We start from the raw sequence: 26,764 nt of genomic DNA on the forward strand, positions 1-26,764 counted from the left end.
AAATTCAATTAGTTTCCGCGAAAAACTTCAATTTCGGTTTCTTCCAAATTTACAGAATCCGGACCGATAAAAATTTTAAACTTCCCAGGTTCTACGACATAATTCATATCGGCATCATAGAATTTGAATTGGTCTGAAGACAGAACAAACTCGACTCTTGCAACTTCACCGGATCTGATAAAAACCTTCCTGAAATCCTTTAATTCTTTAACAGGCCTTGTTACACTTCCAACCATGTCTCTTATATAGAGTTGAACCACTTCTTCTCCGTCATATTTTCCGGAATTGGTAATATCGATGTTCACCCTCAAAGAATCTCCGATTGCCATTCTGATTTTATCGGTTTTAATTTTTCCGTAGTTAAAACTGGTATAGCTCAATCCGAATCCGAATGGATACAGAGGAGTAATGCCTGAATCGATATATCCTGATGTATAAAATGAATCAGGATTGTAAGGGCGGCCCGTATTTTTATGATTATAATAGATCGGAATCTGACCGACACTTCTCGGGATTGTAACCGGAAGTTTTGCGGAAGGATTATAATCTCCAAAGAGCACGTCAGCAATTGCATTTCCAGTCTGGATACCGGGAAACCAGGCTTCAAGAATTGCATCAACATTCTCACTTATCCAATTGATTGAAAGCGGGCGTCCGTTAATAAGTACCACAATAACCGGTTTACCTGATTTATGCATCTCCTTAACCAGGTCCTCCTGAATACCGGGCAAGTCTATGTTAGTTCTGTTACGTGCTTCACCGCTCATCTGTCTCGATTCACCAACGCATAAAATGACAAAGTCCGACTGATCAGCAGCTGATCTAGCTAACTCAAATCCATTTCTGGATTCACCATTTATCGAGCAGCCTTTTTCATAAAAAATCTGAGCAGAATTTGCGAGTTTATTCTTAACTCCATCCAGAATCGAAATTACGTTCGATGAATCACCTTCTGCTTTCCAGGGTCCGAGCAGATTATCTTTAGAATCGGCCAGCGGGCCTATAATAGCAATTTTATTTATTTTCTTTGAAAGGGGTAATAGGCCGTTCCTGTTTTTCAAGAGAACAATTGAACGTTTAGCAACCTCCCTGGCTGTTTCTATCATCTTTTCATTTAAGACCGTATTACTCTCTCGCTCGCTGCTGCAGTATTTAAATGGTTCGTCAAAAAGGCCGAGCCTGAATTTTATTTTTAATATCCTTATAACACTTTGATTAAGAGTCTCCTCCGAAACTACCCCTTCCTCAATCAAGGATTTCAAATAATCGAAATAAGCATCGGATTCCATATCCATATCAACGCCTGAATTTAAAGCCAGTCCGGCAGCACCTTTCAAATCTGCAGCGATTCCATGTTGAATTAATTCACCGATTGAATTCCAGTCACTTACAACAAAACCATTGAAATTCCATTTATCCCTCAGAATCCGATTCAATAATAGCGGATTAGCAGAAGACGGGATTCCGTTAATTTCATTGAAAGACGACATTAAAGTGCCGACTCCTGCTTCAACAGCTTTTTTAAATGGAGGAAGATAGATCTCCATCAGAGTTCTTTCTGAAATATCCACAGTGTTATAATCGCGTCCGCCTTCAGCACCGCCGTATGCAGCAAAGTGTTTGGCGCATGCAACAATTGTTTTAGGATCCTCGAGATTATTACCCTGATAACCGTATACTCTATGTTCAGCCATAACAGATCCCAGGAAAGGATCTTCGCCACTCCCTTCAACAACCCTTCCCCATCGAGGATCTCTAGCAATATCAACCATCGGGCTGAAGGTCCAGTGAATACCTGCGGATGAAGCTTCCTCTGCCTGAAGACTTGCCGAAAGCTTTACCAGTTCAGGGTCCCAGGAACTTGCCTCGGCAATAGGTACAGGAAAAATTGTTTTATAACCGTGTATTATATCCATGCCGAATAAAAGCGGAATTTTCAGGCGGCTCTCTTCTATGGCAATCCTCTGTATTTCGGCAGTAGTATTAGCACCGAAAACATTTAAGAATGAGCCGACTTTTCCTTTTCTGATCAGTTCGATGTGTTCATTACGTGGGCGAGCTGATTTAGTACCAGTTACTTTCCCTCCGCTGTATTGAACCGTCTGACCGATCTTTTCTTCAAGAGTCATTAATGAAAGTAATGAATCGACTCTTTGATCAACAGTCCTGTTCTGCGCAGCGAGCATCGATGATAAAAAAATGATAAGATAAATTTTTTTCATTGGAGTGAAAATTTTGTTTGTCTGAATTAATATAAGAAAATTGATTTTCAAAAGAATGCGGTAATTAAAAAAGCCCCGTTAAAACGGGGCTCTTATAATCAGTTGTAAAGAGGAGACGTAACCTGTTTTTGATTATGATGATCAGCATAGTCAAGATTACTGAAGTTGAATTGTGTAAGAAGCTCTTTAAGGTTATCCGTCATCTTGTTCAGTTCATCAGCGGAACCGGCAATCTGCTGTATACCTGCGGCGTTCTCATTAGTAACTTTGCTTATCGATTCAACATTTCTGCTAATTATTTCACTGGTAGAGCTTTGTTCCTCGCTTGCAGAAGCTACCTGGGCAACAACATCCTGAACTTCGCCTGAAGTAAGAATAATCTGTTTAAGGGAATCGCCCGCCTTGTTAGCAAGATTCTTTCCGTTATCAACTTCGGAGCTTCCCTCATGCATCGATTGAACAACGTTATCAGTTACTCCCTGAATCTGTTTAATCATATCGGAGATTTCCTTTGTTGCCTTGGTAGTTCTTTCGGCAAGTTTTCTTACCTCGTCGGCTACAACAGCAAATCCTCTGCCCTGTTCTCCGGCTCTTGCAGCTTCAATCGCGGCATTGAGAGCAAGGAGATTTGTCTGGTTTGCTATATCGTCGATAACCTGAATAATCTCGCCTATCTGTTCACTGCTCTTTCCGAGCGCCTGAATTTTTTCAGAAGCTTTTTCAACAAAATCTGCAATTCTATTCATTCCGACAATTGTTTTTTCAACTACGTTACCGCCGTCCTGTGCAACTTCACCGGCTTTCTTGGAAGCTTCGGCAGCTTTGGAAGCGTTTTTGGATGTATCGAGAATAGTACGCGTCATTTCATCAACGCTTGTAGCAACTTCTGTAGCCTGAACGCTCTGTTCCTGTGCACCTGCAGCCATCTGTTCTGTAGAAGAGGAGATCTGCTCGCTAATCGATGCCGTACGGTTAACCATATCACTAATTTCAGCAAGGATCCTGTTAAGCGAATTACCCAGAGTATTGATGCTGTCGGCAATCATTCTATGGTCACCTTTATAATTACCTTTCACACGTGCGGTGAAATTTCCTTTCGACATATCCTCGAGAATTTCAACTCCTTCCTTTATCGGCATGAAAAGAGCATCAAGCGTTGTATTGACTCCGATAATAATTTCTTTGAAAGCTCCGTAGAATTTATCCGGATTACCGCGTGTTGATACTTTTCCGTTAATAATTTCATCGGTTATAAGTTTGATTTCAAATATCAGGTTGTTCAGATTTTCCATAACAATCTGGAAACTCTGTGAAAGCATATCTTTATCGGAGAGTACTTTTATCTGAAGATCAAGATTACCTTTGGCAATTTCATTAGCGGCTTCAATTTTATTCTGCTGACCTTCTCTCATATTTTCAAGCAGTCGGGATAATTCACCGAATTCATCCCTGGTATTAATAACCGCGGAATCAGCAAAATCGCCTTCAGCAAATCTTGCTATTAATTTTTTCAGTTCGTCTATCGGTTTGGTCAGCATTGATGTAATCTTAAAGAATGAGAAAAGAAATGCGATTGTACCGAGAGCCATTCCTATAAGACTGACGATAAGCGAATTATTTGCGATATCAGATAATTCTGTGTTTAGAGATTCACCCTTGTTAACAAGGTACTTATTGATCTCACTGAAATTATTTCCAAGTTTCTCACCCACTTCCTCACCGAAAGTTGAAGCGACCTCTGCGGCCAGTTCAAAACTTCCCGTCGCTGCCGCACTGATGGTTCCGTCGATAACGAGCGATTTGTAATCAGACCAGCTTGCCTTAATCGATTCCAGATACTGACTTATATCGGTATCCTGATACTCTTCACTTAGCGACTTTATATTTTCATCGATTGCTTTTTTATTCACCTCAAGAGCCTGTAGGTTCTTGTTCATATCATTCTGAAAGACTTCGATTGAGAACTTCAGCAATGTGTTATTCAGAGTCTGAAATCTCTGATTTACTTCCGATACTTTATTTGTTGGTTCGATATATTCCGAATTAATCTCATCCTTGACTTCGTTAATAACTGTCATCTGGTAAAGAACATTAATAACAATCAAAGTACAGATTAAGCCGAGTACAAAGAAAGAGGATCTTAACTTGGTTTTGAATTTTATATCCCTGATAGATTTCATGATTATACCACTCTTATTGTAGTTTAAATTGGAATGCCATTGCCATTTTTACTTTTACATTTTTTCCAGCATTTGAACCGGGTTTAAATTTACTTTCTCTTAAAACGCGTTCAACTTCTTCGGAGCATCCGCCTTCGAGCCCTTTAATAATCTTTACATTATCAACATCCCCGTTTTCGGTGATATAAGCCATCGCAATTACTTTCCCTTCTACACCGGCTTTTCTCGCAACTGTGGGATAGCCAATCTTTTTCATTAAACCCGGTAATCCGCTTACAGGTTCGGGCATAACTTCAGCTATGGCAAGATAATCTTCCTCGCCCGGTAATAAATTTGAATTCAGTTTTTCGCCTGTAACCTTAATGAACATGAAAAAAAGAACTGCACAGAAATAAACTAGTTTCATATGAACTCCCCTATTTTATTTTATAATTATTTTTTGATTAAACTATTCCTTTATCGTTTAGAAAATTCGTATAAGCTTTATCCTGAATTTTGATATGCTGTGAAAGCCATTCCGTCAGAAAATTAAGAACCTCAATAGAAAGGATTTTATTTCCGGATTTGAATTCACCAACAAACTCCTCGACTTTCTTAATAAAAAGATCATGTTCCATTTTGTGAGTCCTTCCGGCGGGATAATTGAATTTGATAAAAAGATCTTCCTCCGATTTAAAATGAACCAAAGTATAAGCGACCATATCATTTAGGATTCCCGCTAGAACGTTGTTCGATTCTCTTTTCTTCATTGAATCGTGCAGCTTGTTAATCATATCAACCAATCTCTGATGCTGCAGATCAATTTTCATAATATTTACGCTGAAACTGTTATTCCACAAGATAAGACTCATACGAATTCTCCGAATGATGGATTTTATACTATATTATCGCCTGCAGAGCAATTTTGTTTAGTTGAATGAAATAAAAAGAAATGTGCTTTTTGAGATATAGAGGGACTTTTTAAGGATTATTTTTCGATTAAAAAAAGGGATGAAATCTTCATCCCTTTTTTAAAAGATTATCAGACGGTAATCAATTTTCCGTTCTTACGGATAGCATACCCGCCCTGTTTTTCCTCCACCTTGAATTGAGCGATAAGGCTTTGAAGATTAGTGGTTAAGCGGCTCAAATCTTCCGAAGCCTTCGCAATCTGCTGAATTCTGGAAGCGGATTCCTGTGTAACAGAATTAATCGACTCAACATTTTTACTAATCTGTTCGCTAGCTGAGCTCTGTTCTTCACTTGCCGCAGCCACCTGATCGATCTGACTCGATACACTGTGAATACCCTCGAAGATCTGCTGCAACACTTCTTCAACCTCTTTTGTTGAATCGATACCTACTTTAACAGACTCGCCTGCTTCAACCATAGAATTGTTTGCTTCTTTAGCTTCTTTTTGAATTGCCTTAATAGTTTCGGCAATTTCCTTGGTAGCTTTTGTTGTACGTTCCGCCAACTTTCTTACTTCATCGGCAACAACAGCAAAACCTCTTCCCTGCTCACCCGCTCTTGCCGCTTCAATAGCCGCATTAAGTGCAAGTAGATTTGTTTGATCTGCTATATCATCAATTACCTGTGCAATTTCTCCGATCTGATCAGTTTTATTTGCAAGAGAAGAAATTATCTGTCCCGTCTTCTGTGCAGATTCGGTAATCCTTTCCATACCTCTCATCGATTCGTTTATTTTAACAACACCCTGCTGAGCTTTGCCGCTGGATAACTTTGCGTTTTTAGAAGCCTCTCCGGCATTACGCGTAGTTTCATATATTGTTTTAGTCATCTCTTCGATAGCACTTGCAATCTCATGAGTCTGAGCGCTCTGCTCCTGGGCACCGGCAGCCATCTCTTCAGTGGAAGATGAAACCTGGTTCGAAGCACTTGCTGTAGCTTCGACAGCCTGGTTTACACTGCTAATTAGAGATGATAAAGAGGCACCGAGATTATTAATGCTGGTTTTAATCAGCTGATGCTCGCCATTGTATTCCCCGATTACTTTTGCAGTAAGATCGCCGGTAGAGAATCTTTCAAGTACTTTTGCACCTTCTTTAATAGGAGCGGTCAAATAATCGAATGCCGAACTGAATCCTTCGATAATTTTCCGGTAAACTCCCTGGTGTTTTTCGAGTGAAACCTTTTCAGAAAGATTTCCCTCTTCGGCAGCTTTAGATAGATGATCGGCATCACCCGATAGAGCAACAAGAGATTTTTTAATTTCAACTACCGCTTTACCCAGTGTATCGTCTTCGGACAAGACTTTTACATCAACATTTAAATTTCCTTTGGAAAATTCAGTTACCGTAGCAGCCTGTTCCGAGAGACTCTCTTTCAGCTTTTTAAGTGAGTCGCCGAGCTGTCCGAATTCATCCTGACGGTTGACAATTACTTCACCGGATAGATCCCCCAGGGCTAATTTTTTAATATTGCTTATGTAATTATAGAGGTCATTCAGAATATTTTTTCTAATCAGATACACAATCATATACCAGACAAAAAGAGCAAGCGCAGCAATGAGGACCAACGCGCCGATCTTTTCCGCGAATATCTCGGCATTTGTTCTTTCGAGAGAATATTTAATGCTCATTACCGCATATACATCCCCTGCACTTCCTTCATGGCATGATGTACATGATTCCTCTGCAGTTAATGTAGAGATTGAATGAAACACTGGGATATTATTAAACTCCTCCTCGGCAAAGAAATCCTTTTTAGAAGCAGCGACAGTCTTTTCCAGTTCATTAAGGTTCTCCGCTTTGGACTCATTAATAATTTTTGTAGGGATTATTCTTACTTCTGCAACATTATCGAGTTTTTTAACTCTCTCGACAAAAGGATCAACATCTGTAATGCCCTCTCCCATCGAAAAGAGGATCGAGTATTTCATTGTCTGACTTATTTCTTTAGCGATTTCCTGAGCACTTTCGAGTTTTGAATTCTGCGAATAGTATATTATGAAAATCAGTACCAATCCAAGTACCGCTACTAATCCGGCAGCAACCGAAAGGGATATTTTTTTAGATACGGATTTGGATACGTTTAACAAATCCATTTTGCCCTCATATAGTTGGATAATTTTTCCTTTCCGCTGCATTAATGCAGCTCTATTCTCCCCCTCGTTATATACCGATTAAAACTTATACCGGGAGCAATTCAACTTCATTATTTGCAGTAAGCGTAACTTCCAGATCAATCAGAATTAAGAGACGATCTTCAAGTTTTCCGACTGCCTTAATAAAATCGGAATTAATTCCGGTTACAATTTCCGGCGGTGTTTCAAATATGTTTTCCGGAACTCTCAAAACTTCCGTAACAGCATCAACAATAAATCCAACTGTTTTCCCGCTTACCTCAACAACAATAATCCTGGTATTTTTATCCCGTTCTTTTCTTTCAATTCCGAGTTTACATCGTAGATCGATAACCGGGATTATTTTTCCACGCAGGTTAATTACTCCATCTACGAACTCCGGTGCATTAGGAACTTTAGTAACCTGCTGCATCCTTATTATCTCCTGGACAAGAAGAATATCAATTCCAAATTCCTCATCGCCTATCATAAAGCTAACAAGCTGAAGTAATTGGCCGGAGTCCTTTTTCTGTACTTCGTTATTTGTCATATACCACCCGTCCCTTTTTATGCAATATTTTTCCGTAGAGTATTATCGAAGTTCCATTAATATTCTTTAGCATTCAAAAGGTTCAATACAATTAATTATCATAAGAAATTTTAATAGTAAGAATGTATTCAAACGGTGAGATTTAAAGCTGAAGCGACTGCGATAAGGAATTATTTTTTAAAACCAAAAGAGGGGTAGATAAAGACAGTTTATCTACCCTTATTCCGGTTTCTTAATCAGAAATTATTCATTTTCTATTTCTTTTAGTATAGCGGCAGCAACCTTAGATAGAACTTCTTCTCTATCGTAGTATTTGCTTTGTAATTTTTGTTTGATCTCTTCAAGTCTTTGCGAACCCAGTTCGGTTTTTGCAATATCCCTGGCTTCAACTGAAATTTCGATCCTGTCTTTCTTATCGACAGAATTATTTGCCCCGGGTTTGCCGACCTTTGAAGGACTTTGTGAAAATAATCCGTTATTGATCCCTTTTACTTGCACGGTTTCACCTGATGTATGTTGTTATTTTTTTCTCTCTATTCAAACGAAAAATCTGATTTTCCGTCTTTTTTAACTCATTTCTGAAGTTCTCTATAATATTATCGTAAGTTTTTTCAATTAGTTTAGCTTTAATCATCATTTCGGGATCATATTTCGCGAGATTTTTCAATCCGTATTTTGCGGCAAGATCCGAACTCATTTTATCCACTCTTTTCTTCATTTCCAGCGAAATTTTTAGATTTTCTTCGAAATTTTCAGGTGTAATCAGATTTATCTGTCTCTCCAGGCTATTGAGCATGTCCTTTATTTCGGCTGTTTTTTGCATTAAGTCTGTCATAAAAATTAATAATAAGAAGTGGATGAAAAATAATTCTGGTAGGACATTAATTCCGCCAGCTGCATTTGAAGTGTAATATATCTTTGCCTCAGCATCTCGGCGTTCTTATCAATTCTATTCTGTGCAGATGTAATTGAGTCGGTAAGCGTTTTTATATTATTATCGAAAGCAGTTCGGGATTTGGTAATATAACCGCTGCTTCCCAGATATGGATTTATTCTATCATACATTGTAGACGCAATACCGGTCCCGGCCGTTAATAAAGTAATCACTTCAGAAAGCCGGTTCTCAACAACAGAATTAAAAGTATCTGTATTTGATAATGATAGACCAGTATCAACATTAAATGTAATACCGAGTTTTGAGAGCGAGTTTATCTGATTCGATGGAATGCCGGATACAGCTGTATATGCAAACGAGCTAAGAGTAGTAAGAATTGAAGATGCTGTTGTATCGCCCGCAAATAATGCTCTGGTAGATCCATCCGACTTAAGATTATTTTTTATATAGGTATAGACCTCATTGAATTTGGTTATGAAATCCTGCACCTTATTTTTAATTGTATCCACATTTTTACTTACAGTTAAATTGACTGTGGTATCATCCTCCTGCATAACCGATTTGAGTTGAATAGTTGATCCATCTATTAAATCGGAAATTGAATTGGAGGACCTTTCAATATTAATACCATTGAACTCAATCTTCGAATTAAGCAGGGTTGTCGTGTACAGGAATCCCGCGGTATCAAGTCCTTCATTCTGAACAAATTCCTGTCGCGTAGTACCCAGGTTCAATCCAACCGATTCAAGAATTCCATTCGATCCGGATTCGGCTATAGAAGTAATCCGGTAATCGTATCCGGAGTTCTTGGCAGTAACAGATAATTGCGAACGTCCCGATACCGGAGAAAATAGAGAAGCAGTTACGATTCCCGAAGCTGCTTTTTCTTTACCTTCAGAAATCCCGAGTTCGCTTAAAAGCGTTCCGGTATCGCTACCGAATCCAATATAGTTTGAGGTGCTGTCGCCGGTCACATAAAAACCAACATTTCCACCGTCAGTAGTTTTTTCGGCACTAATACCGTCAATTTCATTAAGCTGCGAAACGATGCTGTCAATTACTTCCGAATAATTTCCGGCTTCGTAGTTGATCGTGGTTTCGGTTCCGTTCAGATCGAAAACGAAGGAACCGGATGATAAAGTACTTCCGGCAACTGAACTGGAATTAATAACGGCACTGTCCGAGTTGATTGCATTCTGAATTTTCTGCATTAGGGCAGAATTTTTAATCGTACTTTCTGTAAAATCCGATTCGGAAAGTGTTAAAGAAACTTTACTAACAAATTCTCCCCCGTTGCCGTCACCTGCTTTGATTTCAAAATCATATGTTCCGGGCATTGTAATTATTGACGAGGCATCATCAGAAATCAAGTCGTTTGAAAGGAGCAGATCGTTTTTAGCAAGCTGATTGATTCTAACCGAATATGAGCCGTCACTGGCGCCCAACGATGAATTTATTGTGAGAAAAGAGGTGTTGGAAGACGTTCCGCTTTTCGAATAATAGACAGCATCGCTTGAAGTCGACTTCAAATCGCTAAGAATACTTTTTAAAGAATCGAGTTTGCTGCTTAACTGTGAGTAGGCGGAGGTAATGTTCTGATAGTAAGTCTTTCGCGTATTGAGCGGAGAGATCCGCTTATTCTGCTCGGAGATCTTAAAACTGTTTACAAGATTATTAATTCCGGAAGTTGTAAGGGCATCGTATGCCATCACTTATCTCATATTTTTCATTGATTCTAGCCAGGTTTCTCTCAATTCGCTGAGTATCTTGAACACAACCTGATTATGATTTTTCCTCATCTGATCCTGGCAGTATTGATAAAGTTTCAGGAGTCCGGTAGAAATTTCTGTAGCTGCAGGATCGCTGAAATTTAGCGCGTTGATAAGGACCTGGAGCGCTTCATTTGTTTTGATCATATCATTCTTCTGGCAGTGAAGAATAGCAAAATCGTACACCTTCATAATCAACTGCTCGGGTGAAGCAATACTGATCTGGTTTACGATGTAAGGATTAGTTTTATTTTGAAATGACTGAGCACTATACATTTTTTATCCGCAGTTTTATTAAAAAACCCCCGGCATTAAAGCCGGGGTTCCAATCAATTCTCAGAGAGCAATGTTTCGATACTGAGATCCAGATTATCGAAACAAGCTAAGAATCTGTTGTGGTGCAGAATTCATCTGAGCTACCATTGCTGTACCGATCTGTGAAGAGATCTGGCCTTTAGTAGCATTCAATTGTTCCATTGCAACGTCAGCGTCGAATATACTGCTGATTGTGGCTGTGTTGTTAGCAATGGCGGCAGTTAAGAATTCTTCTCTTGAATCGAGTGCCTGCGACAGGTTACCGATTCTTCCGAGTGCTGCACTAACATTACCGGCAACTGTAGCTGTATCAAAGGCGATAACTGTGCTGTCGGTTGTGCTCTGCAGATTAGTTGTGCCAACTGCGGCTTCAAGAGATGCAACGCCTAATGAAGATGTTGAGAAATCGAAGGTTAAAGTTGCGCCGCTAACATTGAATGAAGGTGCGGTTGTGCTGGATAAGAGATTTGTACCGTTGATTGATGTGTTGCCAAGAATAGAGCTGATTTCACCGGCCAGAGTTCTGATATCCTTTGCGATAGAAGCTGAATCCTTCAAAGGATCGCTAGCGTCGACCTGTTTTGCTTTAATCTGATTCAGTTTATCGTTGATCTGTAAAAGAGCGGATTCTGCGGTGGATAAGAAGTTCTTTGCAGAAGATATGTTGTTGAGCTGAGCTTTTTTAACCATTGTTTCAGCTTCCAGCTTTTTACCAACACTGTAACCAGATGTATCATCTGCTACTGAGTTGATTCTTTTCTGTGTAGCAAGACGAAGTTGAGCTTTTTCTGTCTGCGCATTAACCTTTACTAAAGCGTTGTAAGCTTTTAATGCACCAAGATTTGTGTTAACTGAGAATGACATAACTACCTCCATGTGTTTTTTTATTTTGCCCAGGCATCCTTGCCTGAACCGTTATTTGTTGAGATTTTTTTCTCAGTTATATTATCGGTTGGATGCTGAAAAAGTTTAAAGATAAATTGATATGACTAATCAGGAATGTTTACAAGTCTGCTTCTGATCTGATTTATACGGTCGGCTACTTCGGGTATATTCCCATATTTCCGCTCAATTAATTCCATGATATTCAGAAAATCATCATAGTTCCCTTCGGATATATGGTAGGAAAGAAGATAAAAGTAGATTGACGGGTCGTCAACCTGCTGAGCGGATAATTCTATATAGATACAAGAAGCTTTTGCGATTAGATTCACAGATTGATAAAACTCTGCCAGAACTTTCATTATTTCAACATTTGAAGGGAAAATGTCGTTCAGTTTTTCAAGAATTTTTCCCTTAGATCCTGATGAATTATAAAATCGCAATAGTTGAAGAATTAAAAAAAGATTTCTCTGCGATGCATAATCAACCAGAATTTGTGATTCGAATGAATTCAGTTCTGAGTCATTAAATATTTTATTAAGAACAGTTGAGACCGGGTTCGGTTTATTGGGAGATTGACTATTAACAAATTCAATGAGCTTTCGATAATATTGTTTTAGAAGCTCTGTAGAATTTGTACTTCTGGCAATTACCAGTCCGCATAAAACAATTTCTTCAGGGTTCAAATAGACTGAATATTCCTTATTACCGCTTCCCTTTAATAAAAGCTGATTGAAGCGTTCAGCATTCCTGCAGTAATCAAGAGCTTTTTTCCAATCGTTTTTTCTTATCGATATTTTAGAGCCCAGCAGATTTGAGAACGGATCTTCCGGTCTAAGCTCAAATGAAAGTTTTAGAAAATTTTCGGCAGCAGCGGAATTATGCTCTTTGTGAGAAAAAAGTGCGAGCGAAGTATAAGCATGCGCTCTGTAAATTGCGCTAAAAGAAGTTGATCCCGCCGCAATCTCAAAATATTTTTTGGCTTCGCTGTAATTATCCAGAATCTCAAAAGTAAGAGCGAGCTGAAATGCGGTATAAGGCGTCTGGACACTTTCATATTCTTTTAAGAGAAGCTCGAGATTTCTTAGCGCCTTATCCCTTTTACCTTCCAGGCAAATGTTATAACCGATATGTTCGATTAATATTGATGAATCAAGAATCCGATAATCACAATCCAGGAGTGACGGAAGGATTTGTTCATGTACGGATCCTTTGAACCGGATCTCACCGGAATTTTTAAAGAGCCGTACATAGGTCATCTGATTGTCCCGCCCGTTTTCGGAATCGAGACTCTTTACAATGCAATTGTATCCCGATCTTCCGGACGATTTAATAATATCGAGCAGTTCATTCCTCGATTCCGGCATTAGTCTCTCGTCAGCATCAAGGTAAAGGATCCAGTCGCCGTTCGATTTACTCAAGGCAAAATTTCTTGCAGCCGAAAAATCATTTACCCATTTGAAATGAAATACTGACGCGCCGAATTTTTTTGCGACCTCAATTGTTCTGTCCGCAGAACCGGTATCAACAATCACAATTTCATCCACAATACCCGTAACTGACTGAAGACACCCTTCCAGATACTTCTCTTCATTCTTAACAATCATGGAGAGAGTTAGCTTATTCATTTGTTTCGACCAGAGTTATATGATTGATTTGCAGACCGAGTTTTTCATTTACTTCATTAAGAAATTTCAGCGCGTGTTCATTCGACTCATCATACTTCAGCGCCCACTCGAACATCAATTTAGCCTGTTCAAACTTTTCACCCTGAAATAGCACCTGACCTAATCCTACACAAGCCTGGGAAGAATTCGAATTTTCCGTCAGTTCTTTTTCGAAATATTCCGCAGCTCTCTCAAGATTATTAATTGCCAGCGATATGTTACCACCGAGGTTGAGTAAGTCTTCATAAGCGATGAATGGATTATCAGGAGCGAAGTGTCTTACGGCATAATAAATTGAGTCTTCGGCGAGTTCAAATTCGTTATCAGCAAGATGTATTTTTGTCCGCTCAAAATATTTTAAAAACTGATCTTTATTAACCGGATAAAAACACTGACGTGGCGATACGGATCTGTTTTCGAGCCATATCTCTTCCGGTGTTGCGCCCCACTTATTTACAAAAACAGCCCGGTTTTTATTGAGTCTTTCGGCATAAGCGTTATTTCCGTCCGCTTTAAAACTCTTCGATCCGAAGTGATGTATAAAAACATCTTTTGCAATTACTGCTTTGTAACCGGCCAGTTGAGCTCTGAGACAGTAATCATCATCTTCGTAATTACCGGGAGAAAATCTTTCGTCGAGCCCGCCGATTGAATTAATAAGATCACGTTTAACAAGTGTACAAAGAAAGGCGAGCCTTGGAAAGTTAAGGGTCTGCTGCCTATTTTTTTCGCGTAGATTCTCCGCATAGTTTCTCATTGCTTCAATCGTGTTATAATCCGCAGATTCATCCTTCTGTAGACCGCTTACTTCGTTGCTCACCGGGCCTACAAGTCCAATCCTGGAATCGCTATCCGCGATCTCAATCATTCTATCGAGCCAGCCCTGGTTAAAAATTATGTCGTTATTTGCTATAACAACATATTTCCCATTCGATATTTCAATTCCCTGGTTAACTGCTCCGGGGAAACCGATATTCTCTTCATTATTAACTATAGCAAGTTCAAATTTCTCATGCCGAAGTCCGGAAAGATATTCAGCAGTACTGTCTGAACTTGCATTATTTACAATAATCAGTTCAATTCTATTGTTAATCGTCTCCAGGATGCTGTTGATGCACATTTTCGTGTACTCAAGCTGATTGAAAACCGGGATCACAATACTTACTTCAGGAGGTTCAGTAGCGGCGGCAGGCAAATCTTCGCATGCAAATTTTCCTAATTCTATTTTGTATTGTTCAAGTAGTGAATCAACTTTCGAACTATCGAATTTCATGTTCAGAAGATTTTCAAAGGATTTAACAAGTCTCTCAACCGTATTATGTTCTGTGTAATCGAGTGATGTATTGAAAGCGTTCATCAATCTTGATTTAATATCAATTGTTCTATAGCAGATATCAATAATATGCTGAGCAAGAGAATTTGCATCGCCGTAATTTACTTCTAATGAATTGAATCCGTTTTTGCAGAAGCTTTGCGCCCCGAGATTCTTAGTCGTAATCACAGGAGTACCGCAGGCCATTGCTTCCAGAAGAGGCATAGAGAATCCTTCGTACCATGAAGAACAGACTACAATACTTACACGTCCGGTCAGTTCTGCTATCTCTTCGCTTTTCAATTTGAACTTAATTTCAACAGGGCATCCGATCTGGTCCGAGATATGAGAAGAAATTTTTTCCAAATGATCCGGTTCATACCCCATCACAATATAGAGCTTCAGATTGTCGACTTTAAATGGAGAATTCTGAACCATACGGATAGCCGATCCCAGAAAATCGAATCCTTTGAGGGGATGAAAAGGATTGCCGACAAAGAGAATTGACTGTTCCCTTTTATTATCAAACTCTTTAAAAGAAAATATTCTGTGATCGATTCCGTTGGGAATATACTCCGACCTTCTTCCGAATTTAGAATAGAAGAGATCCACAAGATGGTTGGAGACCGAAATATTTCTTACCGGTATTGCATGAAGTTTTGTAAGAATATGTTTATCAGCGCGAAGTTCATCGTAATTCCGGCCGTAATGATAACCTTCATACCCCTGACAGATATGAACAACTTTTGAAATCGGAATCCGGTTTAGAATAAACGGCACATCATAAATGCTAAATACAATATAAAGATCTAAGCCGGTTTTAATTTCCTTTTCACTATTAATTCTGAAATATTTAAGATTTGAATCGACCCAATCCGGTTTAGAGGCAAATGAATAAATGATTACCCCGGCTCCCAGTCTGGTAAGCCATTCGATATGCTTAAATAATATTTTTGTTCCGCCTCCTAGAACAGAAGCATCACGAATAAAATATGCAATCTTTATTTTGCTTCTGTTAATCGGAACTTCATTCTTAGTCTTGTTATGATTAAATGTTACAAAATCATTATCGAAATTTGTATCACTGTATGAGTAGTCCTGCCGGCAAGTCGGACAGACAAAGCTCTGAACATTTGAATTTATCCCCATTTCATATTCAAAAAAGATATTGAAAGGGATATCACACTTTTTGCACTTAACAGACATAGTATGTTTAATTGAATTATCAAGCATACCACCCGGCTCAACAAGCCAGTGTTGAATACTTTCGGGCGCAAGCATTTCCAATGAGCCGTTTTTTGAATTTTGCGGAAGCAGCGGAATGTAAGTTCCGCCATCGGCACCAGATTGATTGCCGCCGGTTATCTTAACCAAATACGTTTCTATAGCCCTGGCTTTTTTTTGATCACCGGCAGTTATCAGTTGCAAAACGTAATTTTTAGTAAGAGCTATAAAATCATGATTTACATATAAAATATTTTTTTTGCTTAAAAATAATTTCAGAATTTTTTTTATCTCTTCGGGAAATGGCTGATCCAGGTAATCACTCACCATTTTCTTAATAAAGGGGAATATTTTTTCACGGATTTCAACCGGGTACTTCCGCGAGAACCATTCCATAGTTCTTTCGGCAAGTGCTGTCGTATAACCGCAGCGGTATAGAAAAGCATCCTGTTTAGTTGATATATAGATTACTTCATTGATAACCTTAACTGCATTCGCAGGATTATTGAAATCTGTAAACGGAAAAAGTACTTCCAACGGATTCTGATTTAAAAACTGAACAAGCGAGCGGGTGGAATCGAGCACTCCGCCTTCAACGAATGAGTTTGTTGTCTGCCCCTTATGGATTCTGGTTACACAGGTTCGTTTGTCGATGTAAAAAGAAACGAACCGCGCTGAAATCCTGAGCCACATATCAAAATCCTGTCCCTGCCTGAGCGATTCGTTAAACAATCCTACCTGATCGAAGACAGTTCGATGAACAGCAATAGCATTACCGTGGATATAATTAGCCCAGAAGAATCGTGTGACCTGAAATTCCGTTGGCGGTATCTGAAGCCATAGCGGCGGTGCGATTTTCTGTTTTGTTTCTTCAAGTAGAAGATACCAGTGACTGTGAAAGAATTTTATTTCTGGATAATCGTTAATTGCTTTAAAATGAGTTTCGAGTTTATCCGGTTCGAAAAGATCGTCTGATGAAAGCCAGCAGATCCAGTTCCCCATTGAGTTTTTAATTCCAACATTAAGAGCCGTCGCAACACCGCCATTCTCTTTGTGAAAACATCTTATCCTTTTATCCTTTCGGAAATATTCTTCCATTACCTCAGGCGTGGAATCAGTGCTTCCATCGTTAACCACGACGGCTTCCCAGAGGGGAAATGATTGATTAATAAGACTATCCAGCGCATGGCCTAAATACTGAGCCTGATTATATGTTGGAACCACGACAGTAAATACCGGTTTGATTTCAACAGAAGTCTTTGGCGAGTTGTAAATTGCAAAAAAAGCTCCTTTCGGTATTTCATATTGAACACCCTCATTATCGTGTGTATGAAAATCTTCACAAATATAAAACTCCCATCCTTCACCAAAATCTTCAGGGAGCCAGCCGGATTTATGCTCCTGCCATTTCCCTCCATCAAGTCCCCACGCATCTTTCTCTGTTTCGTGATTTTGTTCAATAAAACCCAACGGGGTAAAAACAACTATCTGCTTTGTAACTATTTGCTCAGTCTGTTTTATTAATGCAAGTGCCGGATCTTTTTCCAGATGTTCAATCACGTCCAGCAGGAAAATCGTTTCTATTGAATCTTTCGGGAATATCTGAATTGCCCGAGCCCAATCGACATTAACAAACGAGTAATTAACACCGGATTTTAATTTGTCTCTTACGTGTTCAAGATATTGATAATGAGGATCGATGCATAAATGATATAGTGGTTCAATAAAGTCCTGAGGTCGAATGCCGCAGCCAATATCACCTACAATTTTTGCGGGCAGGATTTTTTCCTTTACGATCTCAAAGAGTTCTTCTCTTTTTACTTTGTGTGATGTCATAGTCCAGTTTTTATTTTAATGTTTATTTTCTTGATAGAACAACAAGTAGCCTGTTAACAGGATCCGTTCCGGAAGGATTTACAGAGACCAGATCGAAATACTTTTTCATTTCAAATTCGAAACGGGCAAACGTATATTCATTCATCATCACATCATTTTTCCAGTTGGCATTCAGGTGTGACTGTTGTTTAAGGTATTCACCTTCAAAAGGGGCTTCAATTACGCATCTTCCATCCGATATTTCCGCCAGTTCACATGCGACCCGCCATCCGTAATCGACATACATATACTGAAAAACATTTCCCATCCAGATAAGATCATACTTCTCTTTCTTCTCAAAATCTTTAAATGTACCTGTGAATAACTCTATATTATTTACATTTCTATATTCACAGACTTTTCTTACTATTTCATTGGCTTTAAAGTCAGGTTCAATTCCGGTGCATTTCCGGGCCTTGTGGGAATGAAACAGAAGCATATATCCCAATGAACTTCCTACCGACAGCAAATTATTGCACGGTTCGAATATTTCCGGGCAGTACTTTACAAAATATTCTACTCTTGTTTCAAGACTTCCCTTCGGCTTTAGGTTCATAATATCATAAGCGTAGTTAGAGGGATAAGAATAGCTATCAATTTCGTTTTGAATATTTTTCAGTCTTTTGAAATCCGAACCGTTTAGAATTTCTGACTCATAATTTTTAATAGGCGCAGATATTTTTTCAATTTCATCATACATTTTTTTTGAGTTGAGAACATCAATATAGTTCGCCATAATGTTTTGATTGAGAGGATCTAGTTCCAATGCAATCTTCAGAAGCCGGAATGCCTTTTCAGTATCATCCATATTCCAATATGCAACCGCTAAATTATTGTACGAGGAGGCTGAATTAGGTGAAAGGCGCAAAGCTTTATGAAAATAGTCTATAGCTTTTGTGCTATAACCGTCAACCAGTAATTGTTCTCCTTCTTCAATTATTTTTTGTGTCAGGGGATTATATGGAATTGATTCGAAAAAACTTTTTCTTCTTAAATTAAATGTGAAGATGAGATTGTCGGCCCGGTCTGATATAGCTGGACACCAGTTTTTTAACTCTTCAAGCCGTGATTCAAACCAGCACGTATTGAAATAGGATACCTGATCCCACCCGAGCATAAAATCGAGATCGAGCATTTTAACCTTATGACCATTAGTAACAAAGTTTGCCAGACCGCAATCGACAGGAATTAAATCATTAGAAATAACATTTTCAATTATTTCAAAAATTTGTTCGGCATAACTAAGTCTGCTCTCTTCAGGAATTGTTTCGACGTCGAAGTAATCCTCTAGGTATTCCATTAGAATCTCAAAACTTTCATTGTCATCCGAGATCCGGTAATTATAAACTTTAACCAGTCCTTCCTTGGAATTCATTTTACTGAGATTAGTATATGACTGGAAAACGAGGTTGAAATCCATATTCGGATTTTCCCGGATTACCTTATAGATATACCTCCGGTTTGAAATACAAACTTCATAAATTACACTGGTTGGCAATTCTTTCAAGATGATTCTCGTTGAGATATCAGCAATGACAGGAATATCCGCTTCCACACAATCTCTGCAATCAATCTCTTTCAAACTCTTATCTGGCGAATCGCCGGTTGCAGTGTAAAGATCTGTATCAAACCTCATCTTCAGAATCCGACAACTAATTGTTCATCGACTGCAGCTGCGTTGTTGAAAAAATAAAAAAACTCCTGCATTTCGGTTACCTGCTGCTCAATTGTTTTAACTGCTGCATTTTTGGAAAGGTCGTATATGCTTGAAAGACTTCTATCGACCGGTTCTTTTGCCTCAGCCGGATTAATTTTAAGTTCCAGTTTGTAAGCACGATTGAAGATCTGCAACAACTGATATTTATCGACAGTATTTGGCGAATGGATATGAAATAATCCTTTCTCGAAAAGTCCCTGAGTTAAAATAGTCTCAATAATTTCTGCAAGATAAAGTGTTGTAACACCGTTCCAGAGATGATTAGTAAATCCGTTTACTTCTTTACCGGCCTGGCTCTTTGCCCATTCGAGCAGGGAGCGGCTCTGATTATTCTCCTCCCCGATGATAGAGGTTCTGAGAGTCATGCAGTCTTTATTCTCGCCGGCATTCTTACTCAATCCGTAAAGATCTTCAGCATCGAAGAAATCCTCTTCTGAATAATTCCCTTTCCTTCCGGTATAAACACAATCAGTAGTAATATGAAAGCACTTAATTCCGAGCTGGTCGGATAATTTAGCAAGGTTCCTGGGGAACAATGAATTTATTTTCAAAACATTTTCGATTGAATTTTTAGCTATTGTCGGTTTAATTACTCCCGCACAATTAATAACCACACCAACTCCGATCATAAACGATTTTAATTTATCGATAGGGTCATTGGCTATATCGAACTGATCGCGAGAAATCTCTACGATATCATAGTCGTTTGTTTTGAAATAGGAACTGACAGCATAGCCGAGCATTCCGGTTGAACCGATTACCATTATTTTTTCCATTTCTATCTCTCCTCTACTTTCCATGCTTCCCAGTAATGAGCATCATAACGGATATCGTCATTAAGGGAATCTTTTAACTCCGATGTTGAAAAGAAAATTATTTTTGTGTCTTCAGAAAGCGACATAAATCCGTTTGCATAACCCGCAGGAATAAATAAAACGGAAGGATTTTTTTCACTTAACACAAAGCGATTTACTTTTAAATCCTTTGAAGGATTTTCCCAATTATCGATTTTAACAGCACCTATTATTGCCGAGCCCTTAATAACCATTACATACTTGCCTTCTTTCTTATGTGCATGCCATGCACGGACAAATCCCTGTCTGTGATTCTCAACAGTATAGAATCTTTTTACGCCGTCGAAATTGAAGTCGTTAACGAATCCGACCGTACCACGGTCATCAACTGCCAATCCGCCTTTAATTAAAGTAGGTTCAGTCATCAGGCAGCCTCTACCTCTTCGAATACTTTCAGCATTAATTCCTCATAATGTTCTTTCAGGTATGCCTGATTTGAATAGCGTGGACTCTTAAGGTCTTTAATTCTTTTTGTTTCCACCAGGTACTTCAGTTCCTCAATACCTTCATCAACCGAATGAACCGATTTGAATCCGAATGTATCTTCGGCTTTCTTGGCGGAGACCCTGTAATTCCTGGTATCCTGAAACGGCATATCCGTTGTTTCAATCATCAGATCCGGGAAGTGCATCCTAACCTGATAAGCCAGATCACTTATTCGGACATTCTGCCGTGCAAGATTGAAGATACCTTTATATTCGCTTTCAAGATTCATAACAACGGCTCTGGCCACATCCTTTACATGAAGGAGAGGCCGGAACTGATCTCCGCCGAATACGCTGATCTGACCTTCGAGATATGCACGAACCGTAAGAATATTCACCACAAGATCGAGACGGATTCTTGAATAGAGATCGCCTACACCGAATAATGTTCCGAGTCTAAAGATTATTGCATTTTTATGTTTAAGAAATTTTTCTGCGTTTAGTTTTGTCTCGGCATAAACTGATAGAGGATTTGTAGATGAAGTTTCATTCAATTCTTTATCCTGGGCACCGTAAACAGAACAGGTTGACATAAATATAATTCTGCCGTCATAATTATCGGCCAGCCATGCTACAGAGTCCTGATTAATTGTTCTTGTTAATTCAGGATTAAGCTGGCAGGCACCGTCGCCCACTATTGCAGCTAGCCATACAACCGCATCTGCCCATTTAAGCTGCGGCAGCAATTTTTCATGATCTCTCACGTCACCGTAAACAAAATGGACAGGTTTTCTGAATGAATCTTCGTACAACAGAGCATCGTAAACACGAACGTTATAATTAGATTGCAGAATCAAATCTGTAATTGCACCGCCGACGTAGCCGGCACCGCCAACTATCAATACATTTTTCATTTATAATTTCCTCTTTAGAATGTTAATAATTTTTTCGGACGTTTTTCCGTCTCCCAGCCATCTGGTCTGTTTTCGCGAAATAGAATAGTTTTCGAAAAAAGAAATTGTTCGGTCAACCATTTTCGTAACTGGCTCTGTTTCGCCGATAAGTATGCTGTTACCGTTCTCGACCGATTCCGGTCTCTCTGTTTTCAGTCTTGGAACCGCAACTGGAACACCAAGCAGAGGGCATTCCTCCTGGCTCGTACCTGAATCGGAGACAATTCCGTAAGCATTGTACTGGAGGTTCAGGTAATCAAGGAATCCGTAAGGCCCTATAAGTTTTATATTCTTTTTATCATCAAGCAGACCGTTTTCTTGAATCAACCTGACCGCACGGTTAAATTTAACGAGCCGCACTTCCAGACCTGTCTTTTTACCAAGCCGGTTAAGGTATTTCAGAATATGATTCAGTTGGCCGGCACTCTTAAGATTTTCGCTGCGGTGAATATCGGCAAGAATAAAATCCCTGCTGCGCAAACCTGAAGGCATATACTGCTCAACTATTTCTACGATTGTATTACCGACTACAAAAATCTGATCGGGACTTTTGTTTTCATTAATTAAACGTTCTTTATAAAGAGGGGTATAGACAAAGACAAGGTCGGAGACATAATCGCAAATAACCCTGTTAACTTCTTCCGGCATTCTCCTGTCATACGAACGCATTCCGCCTTCGATGTGACCGATCTTATAACCTTCTTTAAAGAGAGGGGCGCTTACAAGAGCAGAGTTTGAATCGCCGAGGAAAAGAATGATGTCCGGATTGACTTTTTTCTTTTTGAGCAGATAGATCACTTCTTTAGATAAATAGGAAAGCTGCTCGTAGTGATTCGAACTGTTCAATCCGGCAGCAAGTGTAAAATCGGGCTTACGGATTTTAAGCTCGTTAAAAAAGATGCGGCTCAGTTCGTCATCGTAATGCTGACCGGTGTGAATCATTATATGGTCAAAATTCCGGTCGAGCTTTTCAAAGACTTTGCTCATCCGTATAAAATCGGGGCGAATTCCCGTAATCGTAACTATTCTCATAATCACCAATATTTTCCAGCAAAAGGACAAGATTTATACCAGTAAAAAGATGTGTTTTTTACGAAATTTTTAAGAATAAGTGTTGATAGTTAAAAGATTGGCTAATATTATGCAGAAATGGCGCTCTGAAGGGGTGCTAATTCATTCATGAATTCTCTAATCTTTTCTTCCGCTTCGTTGAAAAGTTTCGACTTCTCAGAGTCCCTCTGACTCTTTACGTCATGAATGTTTTTTCGATACTGCAGCAGATTGTTATTATAATTTTCGAGTGTTACTTTTTCTCTGTGGGCGGAATAGTCCTTGGCATCATTTATAGCATTCGATTTTTGTGTTTTGAATCCATTAATTTTTCTGATCAGCTTCTGCTTTTCATCGGATTTTTCAATCAACACCAGACCAGAAATTATCAAGGAAACTAAAGTACCCATAAAAAAACTGATTAATCCCCATTTAATACCGGTTGTTACCAGTCCGGAAAAGAAAGAGTTTAATCCTGATGATTCCGTACCGGAATTGTCTGCAAGCGCACCGATAATCAAGACGATAAAAGCAACGATGAGATTATTACTCATATTGACAGAGAAGGATCTTTGGGGATTATATTTTTCCACATACGGGATATTCTCGATTTTCTCCTCCAGCAATCTTATCTGTGCATCATAATTATCATTAATGTTTTGCAGAGTTTTTTCGAGATTATCTTTCAATTTTATTTTAAAATTTTCGATCTCACTCAATACCTGATTCTCGGCATTCTGGTTTTCAAGAATTGCTTTATCAAGGCTACTCAGCTTCTGATTAATCTCTTCATACAGTTTTTCCCTCAGTCTGCCGGTCAGTTGTGTTAATATGCTGTTGAACTTAGAATTAAGTTCAGGGGATAAGCCAACAATAAATATATTTTCCGATTCTGAATAAACCTGTGATACTCTCTCAAGCATCCGGATACTTTGCGATATCTCAGGCGTAAGTTGATCCCCTAATTTCTTCTCCTTCAGTTCGCTAAGGTTTTTCTGAATAGCTTTAAGCTGATTTCCCGAAGGTGAAAAGTAACGGTTAATCATCCTGTCGATTTCGTCTGTCATTCTCCCAAATTCATTTTCAAAAAAGATATTTGGGAAGTAGGCCGATTTGATAAATATGCTAAGCATTTCGGCACTATTCATACTTAAAGCAAGAGCAAATCGGCTGAAATCAAGCATAAGGACATCATTTAAAAACGAGGCCGCACTTTCAATATTACCATTCCGCAATTCGGTTAGAGCGCAGTAAATTTTTGCAGTAACCCCGGTGTTTTTAAGATCCAGCGACTCTCTAAACGCGGTATTCGCAGATAAATTATCATTTTCCCTCAAATATGCGAAACCGATGTAGAGTGAAAGGATATAGAGTAATTCCTGTTTGGCATTATCAGGAAGTCGTGATGATGCAATCGATTCCTTTGCCGTTGTAAACGAAGTTATAATTCTCGGGAAATTATAAAGTCCCGGCTGCGACAATAGAATTATACCGTGGATGATATATTTGAAAAAATTCTGCTTGTAAATGTCACGCTCAATAAGCGTGAGAACATTATTGGCATAGTATTCTTTTTCATTTCTGAGTTTTGTTGTTACCCATTTGCTGTAATTTTCTTTTATTCCCCTGAAGAGATCTACATTTTTGGCTCTCAGGAAATTGAATTTCATATATTCTTCAATCTGGTTCGAAAGCCAGGTATCATTTATCCAGTAGACAGGTGCATTCGATCTCGGTATAAAAATCTCTTTGAACTCTTCCGGAATATTGAAAGAGGATAATTTTAAATAATCTTTTACAATATTCAGATAGTCGAATTCATTTTTAAAATTAATATCGAAATGATGACGTCCAAGACTGAAGAATCTTGAAGTATCGGCTTCAATTTCAAAATCCGTGTGATTATATTTTTCGTTTACTTCAATCATTAGAGGACGGCTCCCGAAAGATTGCGCGACGGAATGTATTGAGGAAATGAAATCTTTATTTCAGTCCCCTTATTCTTTTCACTGGAGATTAAGAAGTCGCCGCCTAATAGCTTTGTCAATTTGTAAGCTACAGTTAATCCTAACCCTACGCCTTCGTATGGCCTTGCATAACCTTCAACTTCCTGAGTAAAAGGAGTAAGAAGACGCTCGGTTTGGGATTTATCGATTCCAATTCCGGTGTCACTTATTGAAATTAGAACCCGACCATCATTTACATTGGTGGAAACGGAAATGAATCCGTTTAGAGTATATTTAATTGAATTATCGATAAGTACGTCAATAATCTTTTCTAGTTTTACCCAATCGACTTCAATTAAAGATTCGTCCTGGCAGAGTTCGAGCTTGAAATCGAGATTTTTTTTCTGGGCTTCACTAAGTCGCTTATGGTAAATCTTATTAATAACCTGGTTACAGTTCAGCTCAACTTTTTCAATTTCCACTTCGCCCGATTCAATTTGGGATACCTCAACGAGATTGGTAAACAGATTCAAGGCGCGCCCCATCACTTCTTTCATCGCTATAATCAATTCCTGGATGGTATCATAATCGCCTGTAGCAAGACAATCGTCAATAATTTCCGAATAACCGATAATTCCGTTAAACGGAGTACGGATTTCATGTGAAATATTCGCAAGGAAATCGGACTTCATTTTATTCAGCTGCTGTTCCTTCAGGTAATTTTTTTCCAGCTGAACGCGGTGCCGTGTTTCTTCGGTTATATCCTTCATCGTTATTATATAGATAATACTCTCAGCATCATAACCTGAAGTAGAAGTTATTTTGCAGAGATATTGCTGTTCCTCATTGAATATGTAATTGAATTCGGAATCAGTTTTGTCAGTTCCGCAGGATTCCTTTATCGAATTAATGATTTCCCTGGTCAATGTAGCAGGGAGTATCTTATCGACAGATTCTAAATGGGCCGAATGCTTATCGATTTTGAAAAATCTGCAGAAGTTATCGTTAGCGTTTTCGAATAAGAGGCTGGTTCTGGACTGTTTCAGAATAAGGAGAAGATCGGATATATTTTCTATAATCAGTTTTTGTCTTTTATCGGAACTCTCAATTATCTTGGTCTGATGAATATGCTCAGTGAGATTCGAAGCGCTTAAGATCAGGAATATTTTATAGCTTTCATCCAGAACAAAAGGATTTAAAGTAAACTCCCAGTATTCAAGTCCGCCGTTCCGTTTAATCGATATCAGCTTTTTCCAGCTTCTATTATTAATAATAGCAGATTTGAATTCCTCAAACTCGTCGAATCTCAGGTGCTCATAAAAGAGTTCCGTTATTGTAAGATTGAAAAGTGAATCTATCTCCTTAGAAAAGATCTCCTCAAATGACCGGGTCACATAAACAATTTGATTTTCGGTGTTGGTTATTAGGATTGGTACCTTTCCGTGATCGAGAGCATTATGGAGGGCATTAATTTTTCTTTCAACGGATTTTCGGTGTTCCTGGGACTCGATAGAAATGATAAGAAATTCTTTTGATGAAATGAGAACCCGTTCCATCACGACCTGATAAATCTGAATTGCTTCATTACCCGGAAGCGAAATGTTTATATCCGAAACAAGATTCAGATATTTTTTTTCAATGAATCCTTTAATCAGGTAGAACAATTCCGAATTCGGATTCAGTCTGTTAAGGTTGTCGTTCGGGAAAAGGAAAAAATAGCGGCTGAATGTATCGTTGCAGTAAGTAATATCCATTTCAGGATTAACAATAACCACCGCCCTGTTATTGGGTAATTCTTTATAAGTGCCGAACTCTGTTGAAGTATTAGCAATATTCTGTGTATAATCGAACCAATTTCGCATCA

The 26,764-nt window shown here is 38.7% G+C and carries 20 protein-coding genes; all 20 read right to left on the bottom strand.

The genetic code is table 11. The features are described from left to right. Positions 1-8: 8 nt before the first annotated feature. The 20 genes from bglX to PLZ15_01400 all read right to left on the bottom strand — a co-directional run bounded on the left by bglX (position 9) and on the right by PLZ15_01400 (position 26,762). Entirely contained in the window at positions 9-2,222 is a 2,214-nt protein-coding gene (bglX, locus tag PLZ15_01305; GenBank protein HOI28366.1) for a beta-glucosidase BglX, read from the bottom strand. A gap of 98 nt (positions 2,223-2,320) precedes the next feature. Then, positions 2,321-4,402: a methyl-accepting chemotaxis protein gene (locus tag PLZ15_01310; protein ID HOI28367.1), complete on the bottom strand. Its 2,082-nt coding sequence runs from the start codon at positions 4,400-4,402 to the stop codon at positions 2,321-2,323. Between the two features lie 13 nt (positions 4,403-4,415). Beyond that, the gene (locus tag PLZ15_01315; protein HOI28368.1) at positions 4,416-4,808 is read right to left on the bottom strand and encodes an energy transducer TonB; all 393 of its coding nucleotides are present in this window, start codon (positions 4,806-4,808) and stop codon (positions 4,416-4,418) included. Between the two features lie 37 nt (positions 4,809-4,845). Further along, entirely contained in the window at positions 4,846-5,253 is a 408-nt protein-coding gene (locus tag PLZ15_01320; protein ID HOI28369.1) for a bacteriohemerythrin, read from the bottom strand. A gap of 170 nt (positions 5,254-5,423) precedes the next feature. Beyond that, positions 5,424-7,448: a methyl-accepting chemotaxis protein gene (locus PLZ15_01325; GenBank protein ID HOI28370.1), complete on the bottom strand. Its 2,025-nt coding sequence runs from the start codon at positions 7,446-7,448 to the stop codon at positions 5,424-5,426. Between the two features lie 85 nt (positions 7,449-7,533). Next, entirely contained in the window at positions 7,534-8,016 is a 483-nt protein-coding gene (locus tag PLZ15_01330) for a chemotaxis protein CheW (GenBank protein ID HOI28371.1), read from the bottom strand. Positions 8,017-8,259: 243 nt separating this feature from the next. Next, positions 8,260-8,514 (bottom strand): hypothetical protein, encoded by a 255-nt coding sequence (locus tag PLZ15_01335; GenBank protein HOI28372.1) that lies wholly within the window; start codon positions 8,512-8,514, stop codon positions 8,260-8,262. Positions 8,515-8,518: 4 nt separating this feature from the next. Next, the gene (locus PLZ15_01340) at positions 8,519-8,839 is read right to left on the bottom strand and encodes a hypothetical protein (protein ID HOI28373.1); all 321 of its coding nucleotides are present in this window, start codon (positions 8,837-8,839) and stop codon (positions 8,519-8,521) included. 17 nt (positions 8,840-8,856) lie between these two features. Further along, on the bottom strand, positions 8,857-10,620 hold the full coding sequence (fliD, locus tag PLZ15_01345; protein HOI28374.1) for a flagellar filament capping protein FliD: 1,764 nt from the start codon (positions 10,618-10,620) through the stop codon (positions 8,857-8,859). A 3-nt stretch (positions 10,621-10,623) separates the two neighbouring features. Then, positions 10,624-10,956, bottom strand: coding sequence for a flagellar protein FliS (locus PLZ15_01350; GenBank protein ID HOI28375.1), 333 nt, complete (start codon positions 10,954-10,956; stop codon positions 10,624-10,626). A 93-nt stretch (positions 10,957-11,049) separates the two neighbouring features. Then, positions 11,050-11,859 (bottom strand): flagellin, encoded by an 810-nt coding sequence (locus tag PLZ15_01355; GenBank protein ID HOI28376.1) that lies wholly within the window; start codon positions 11,857-11,859, stop codon positions 11,050-11,052. 125 nt (positions 11,860-11,984) lie between these two features. Beyond that, positions 11,985-13,505, bottom strand: coding sequence for a glycosyltransferase family 2 protein (locus tag PLZ15_01360; protein HOI28377.1), 1,521 nt, complete (start codon positions 13,503-13,505; stop codon positions 11,985-11,987). Then, on the bottom strand, positions 13,498-17,916 hold the full coding sequence (locus PLZ15_01365) for a glycosyltransferase (GenBank protein HOI28378.1): 4,419 nt from the start codon (positions 17,914-17,916) through the stop codon (positions 13,498-13,500). Before PLZ15_01365 ends, PLZ15_01360 begins: the two co-directional genes overlap by 8 nt. 22 nt (positions 17,917-17,938) lie before the next feature. Continuing rightward, positions 17,939-19,591, bottom strand: coding sequence for a hypothetical protein (locus tag PLZ15_01370; protein ID HOI28379.1), 1,653 nt, complete (start codon positions 19,589-19,591; stop codon positions 17,939-17,941). 2 nt (positions 19,592-19,593) lie between these two features. Next, complete coding sequence (locus PLZ15_01375) at positions 19,594-20,448, bottom strand: SDR family oxidoreductase (protein ID HOI28380.1); 855 nt, start codon at positions 20,446-20,448, stop codon at positions 19,594-19,596. A 2-nt stretch (positions 20,449-20,450) separates the two neighbouring features. After that, a complete protein-coding gene (locus PLZ15_01380) occupies positions 20,451-20,891 on the bottom strand; it encodes a dTDP-4-dehydrorhamnose 3,5-epimerase family protein (protein HOI28381.1) in 441 nt (146 codons plus the stop codon). Then, positions 20,891-21,865, bottom strand: coding sequence for an SDR family oxidoreductase (locus PLZ15_01385; GenBank protein ID HOI28382.1), 975 nt, complete (start codon positions 21,863-21,865; stop codon positions 20,891-20,893). The genes PLZ15_01380 and PLZ15_01385 overlap by 1 nt, the downstream gene beginning before the upstream one ends. Beyond that, entirely contained in the window at positions 21,866-22,936 is a 1,071-nt protein-coding gene (wecB, locus tag PLZ15_01390; GenBank protein HOI28383.1) for a UDP-N-acetylglucosamine 2-epimerase (non-hydrolyzing), read from the bottom strand. 107 nt (positions 22,937-23,043) lie between these two features. Then, positions 23,044-24,882 carry a hypothetical protein gene (locus PLZ15_01395; GenBank protein ID HOI28384.1) on the bottom strand — a complete coding sequence of 613 codons (1,839 nt, stop codon included), beginning with the start codon at positions 24,880-24,882 and terminating at the stop codon, positions 23,044-23,046. After that, positions 24,882-26,762, bottom strand: coding sequence for a PAS domain-containing sensor histidine kinase (locus tag PLZ15_01400; GenBank protein HOI28385.1), 1,881 nt, complete (start codon positions 26,760-26,762; stop codon positions 24,882-24,884). The genes PLZ15_01395 and PLZ15_01400 overlap by 1 nt, the downstream gene beginning before the upstream one ends. Positions 26,763-26,764: the final 2 nt, after the last annotated feature.

The organism is Melioribacteraceae bacterium, assembly GCA_035362835.1.
GTDB lineage: Bacteria > Bacteroidota > Ignavibacteria > Ignavibacteriales > Melioribacteraceae > DSXH01.

Excerpts from the sequence above, each read along its gene's own strand:
- PLZ15_01355 (HOI28376.1), bottom strand. The coding sequence starts at position 11,859 with ATGTCATTCTCAGTTAACACAAATCTTGGTGCATTAAAAGCTTACAAC.
- PLZ15_01380 (HOI28381.1), bottom strand. The coding sequence starts at position 20,891 with ATGACTGAACCTACTTTAATTAAAGGCGGATTGGCAGTTGATGACCGT.
- PLZ15_01340 (HOI28373.1), bottom strand. The coding sequence starts at position 8,839 with ATGCAAAAAACAGCCGAAATAAAGGACATGCTCAATAGCCTGGAGAGA.
- PLZ15_01370 (HOI28379.1), bottom strand. The coding sequence starts at position 19,591 with ATGAGGTTTGATACAGATCTTTACACTGCAACCGGCGATTCGCCAGAT.
- PLZ15_01330 (HOI28371.1), bottom strand. The coding sequence starts at position 8,016 with ATGACAAATAACGAAGTACAGAAAAAGGACTCCGGCCAATTACTTCAG.
- PLZ15_01315 (HOI28368.1), bottom strand. The coding sequence starts at position 4,808 with ATGAAACTAGTTTATTTCTGTGCAGTTCTTTTTTTCATGTTCATTAAG.
- PLZ15_01350 (HOI28375.1), bottom strand. The coding sequence starts at position 10,956 with ATGTATAGTGCTCAGTCATTTCAAAATAAAACTAATCCTTACATCGTA.
- PLZ15_01395 (HOI28384.1), bottom strand. The coding sequence starts at position 24,882 with ATGATTGAAGTAAACGAAAAATATAATCACACGGATTTTGAAATTGAA.
- PLZ15_01310 (HOI28367.1), bottom strand. The coding sequence starts at position 4,402 with ATGAAATCTATCAGGGATATAAAATTCAAAACCAAGTTAAGATCCTCT.
- fliD (HOI28374.1), bottom strand. The coding sequence starts at position 10,620 with ATGGCATACGATGCCCTTACAACTTCCGGAATTAATAATCTTGTAAAC.
- PLZ15_01385 (HOI28382.1), bottom strand. The coding sequence starts at position 21,865 with ATGAAAAATGTATTGATAGTTGGCGGTGCCGGCTACGTCGGCGGTGCA.
- bglX (HOI28366.1), bottom strand. The coding sequence starts at position 2,222 with ATGAAAAAAATTTATCTTATCATTTTTTTATCATCGATGCTCGCTGCG.
- PLZ15_01375 (HOI28380.1), bottom strand. The coding sequence starts at position 20,448 with ATGGAAAAAATAATGGTAATCGGTTCAACCGGAATGCTCGGCTATGCT.
- PLZ15_01360 (HOI28377.1), bottom strand. The coding sequence starts at position 13,505 with ATGAATAAGCTAACTCTCTCCATGATTGTTAAGAATGAAGAGAAGTAT.
- PLZ15_01365 (HOI28378.1), bottom strand. The coding sequence starts at position 17,916 with ATGACATCACACAAAGTAAAAAGAGAAGAACTCTTTGAGATCGTAAAG.
- wecB (HOI28383.1), bottom strand. The coding sequence starts at position 22,936 with ATGAGAATAGTTACGATTACGGGAATTCGCCCCGATTTTATACGGATG.
- PLZ15_01320 (HOI28369.1), bottom strand. The coding sequence starts at position 5,253 with ATGAGTCTTATCTTGTGGAATAACAGTTTCAGCGTAAATATTATGAAA.
- PLZ15_01325 (HOI28370.1), bottom strand. The coding sequence starts at position 7,448 with ATGGATTTGTTAAACGTATCCAAATCCGTATCTAAAAAAATATCCCTT.
- PLZ15_01400 (HOI28385.1), bottom strand. The coding sequence starts at position 26,762 with ATGCGAAATTGGTTCGATTATACACAGAATATTGCTAATACTTCAACA.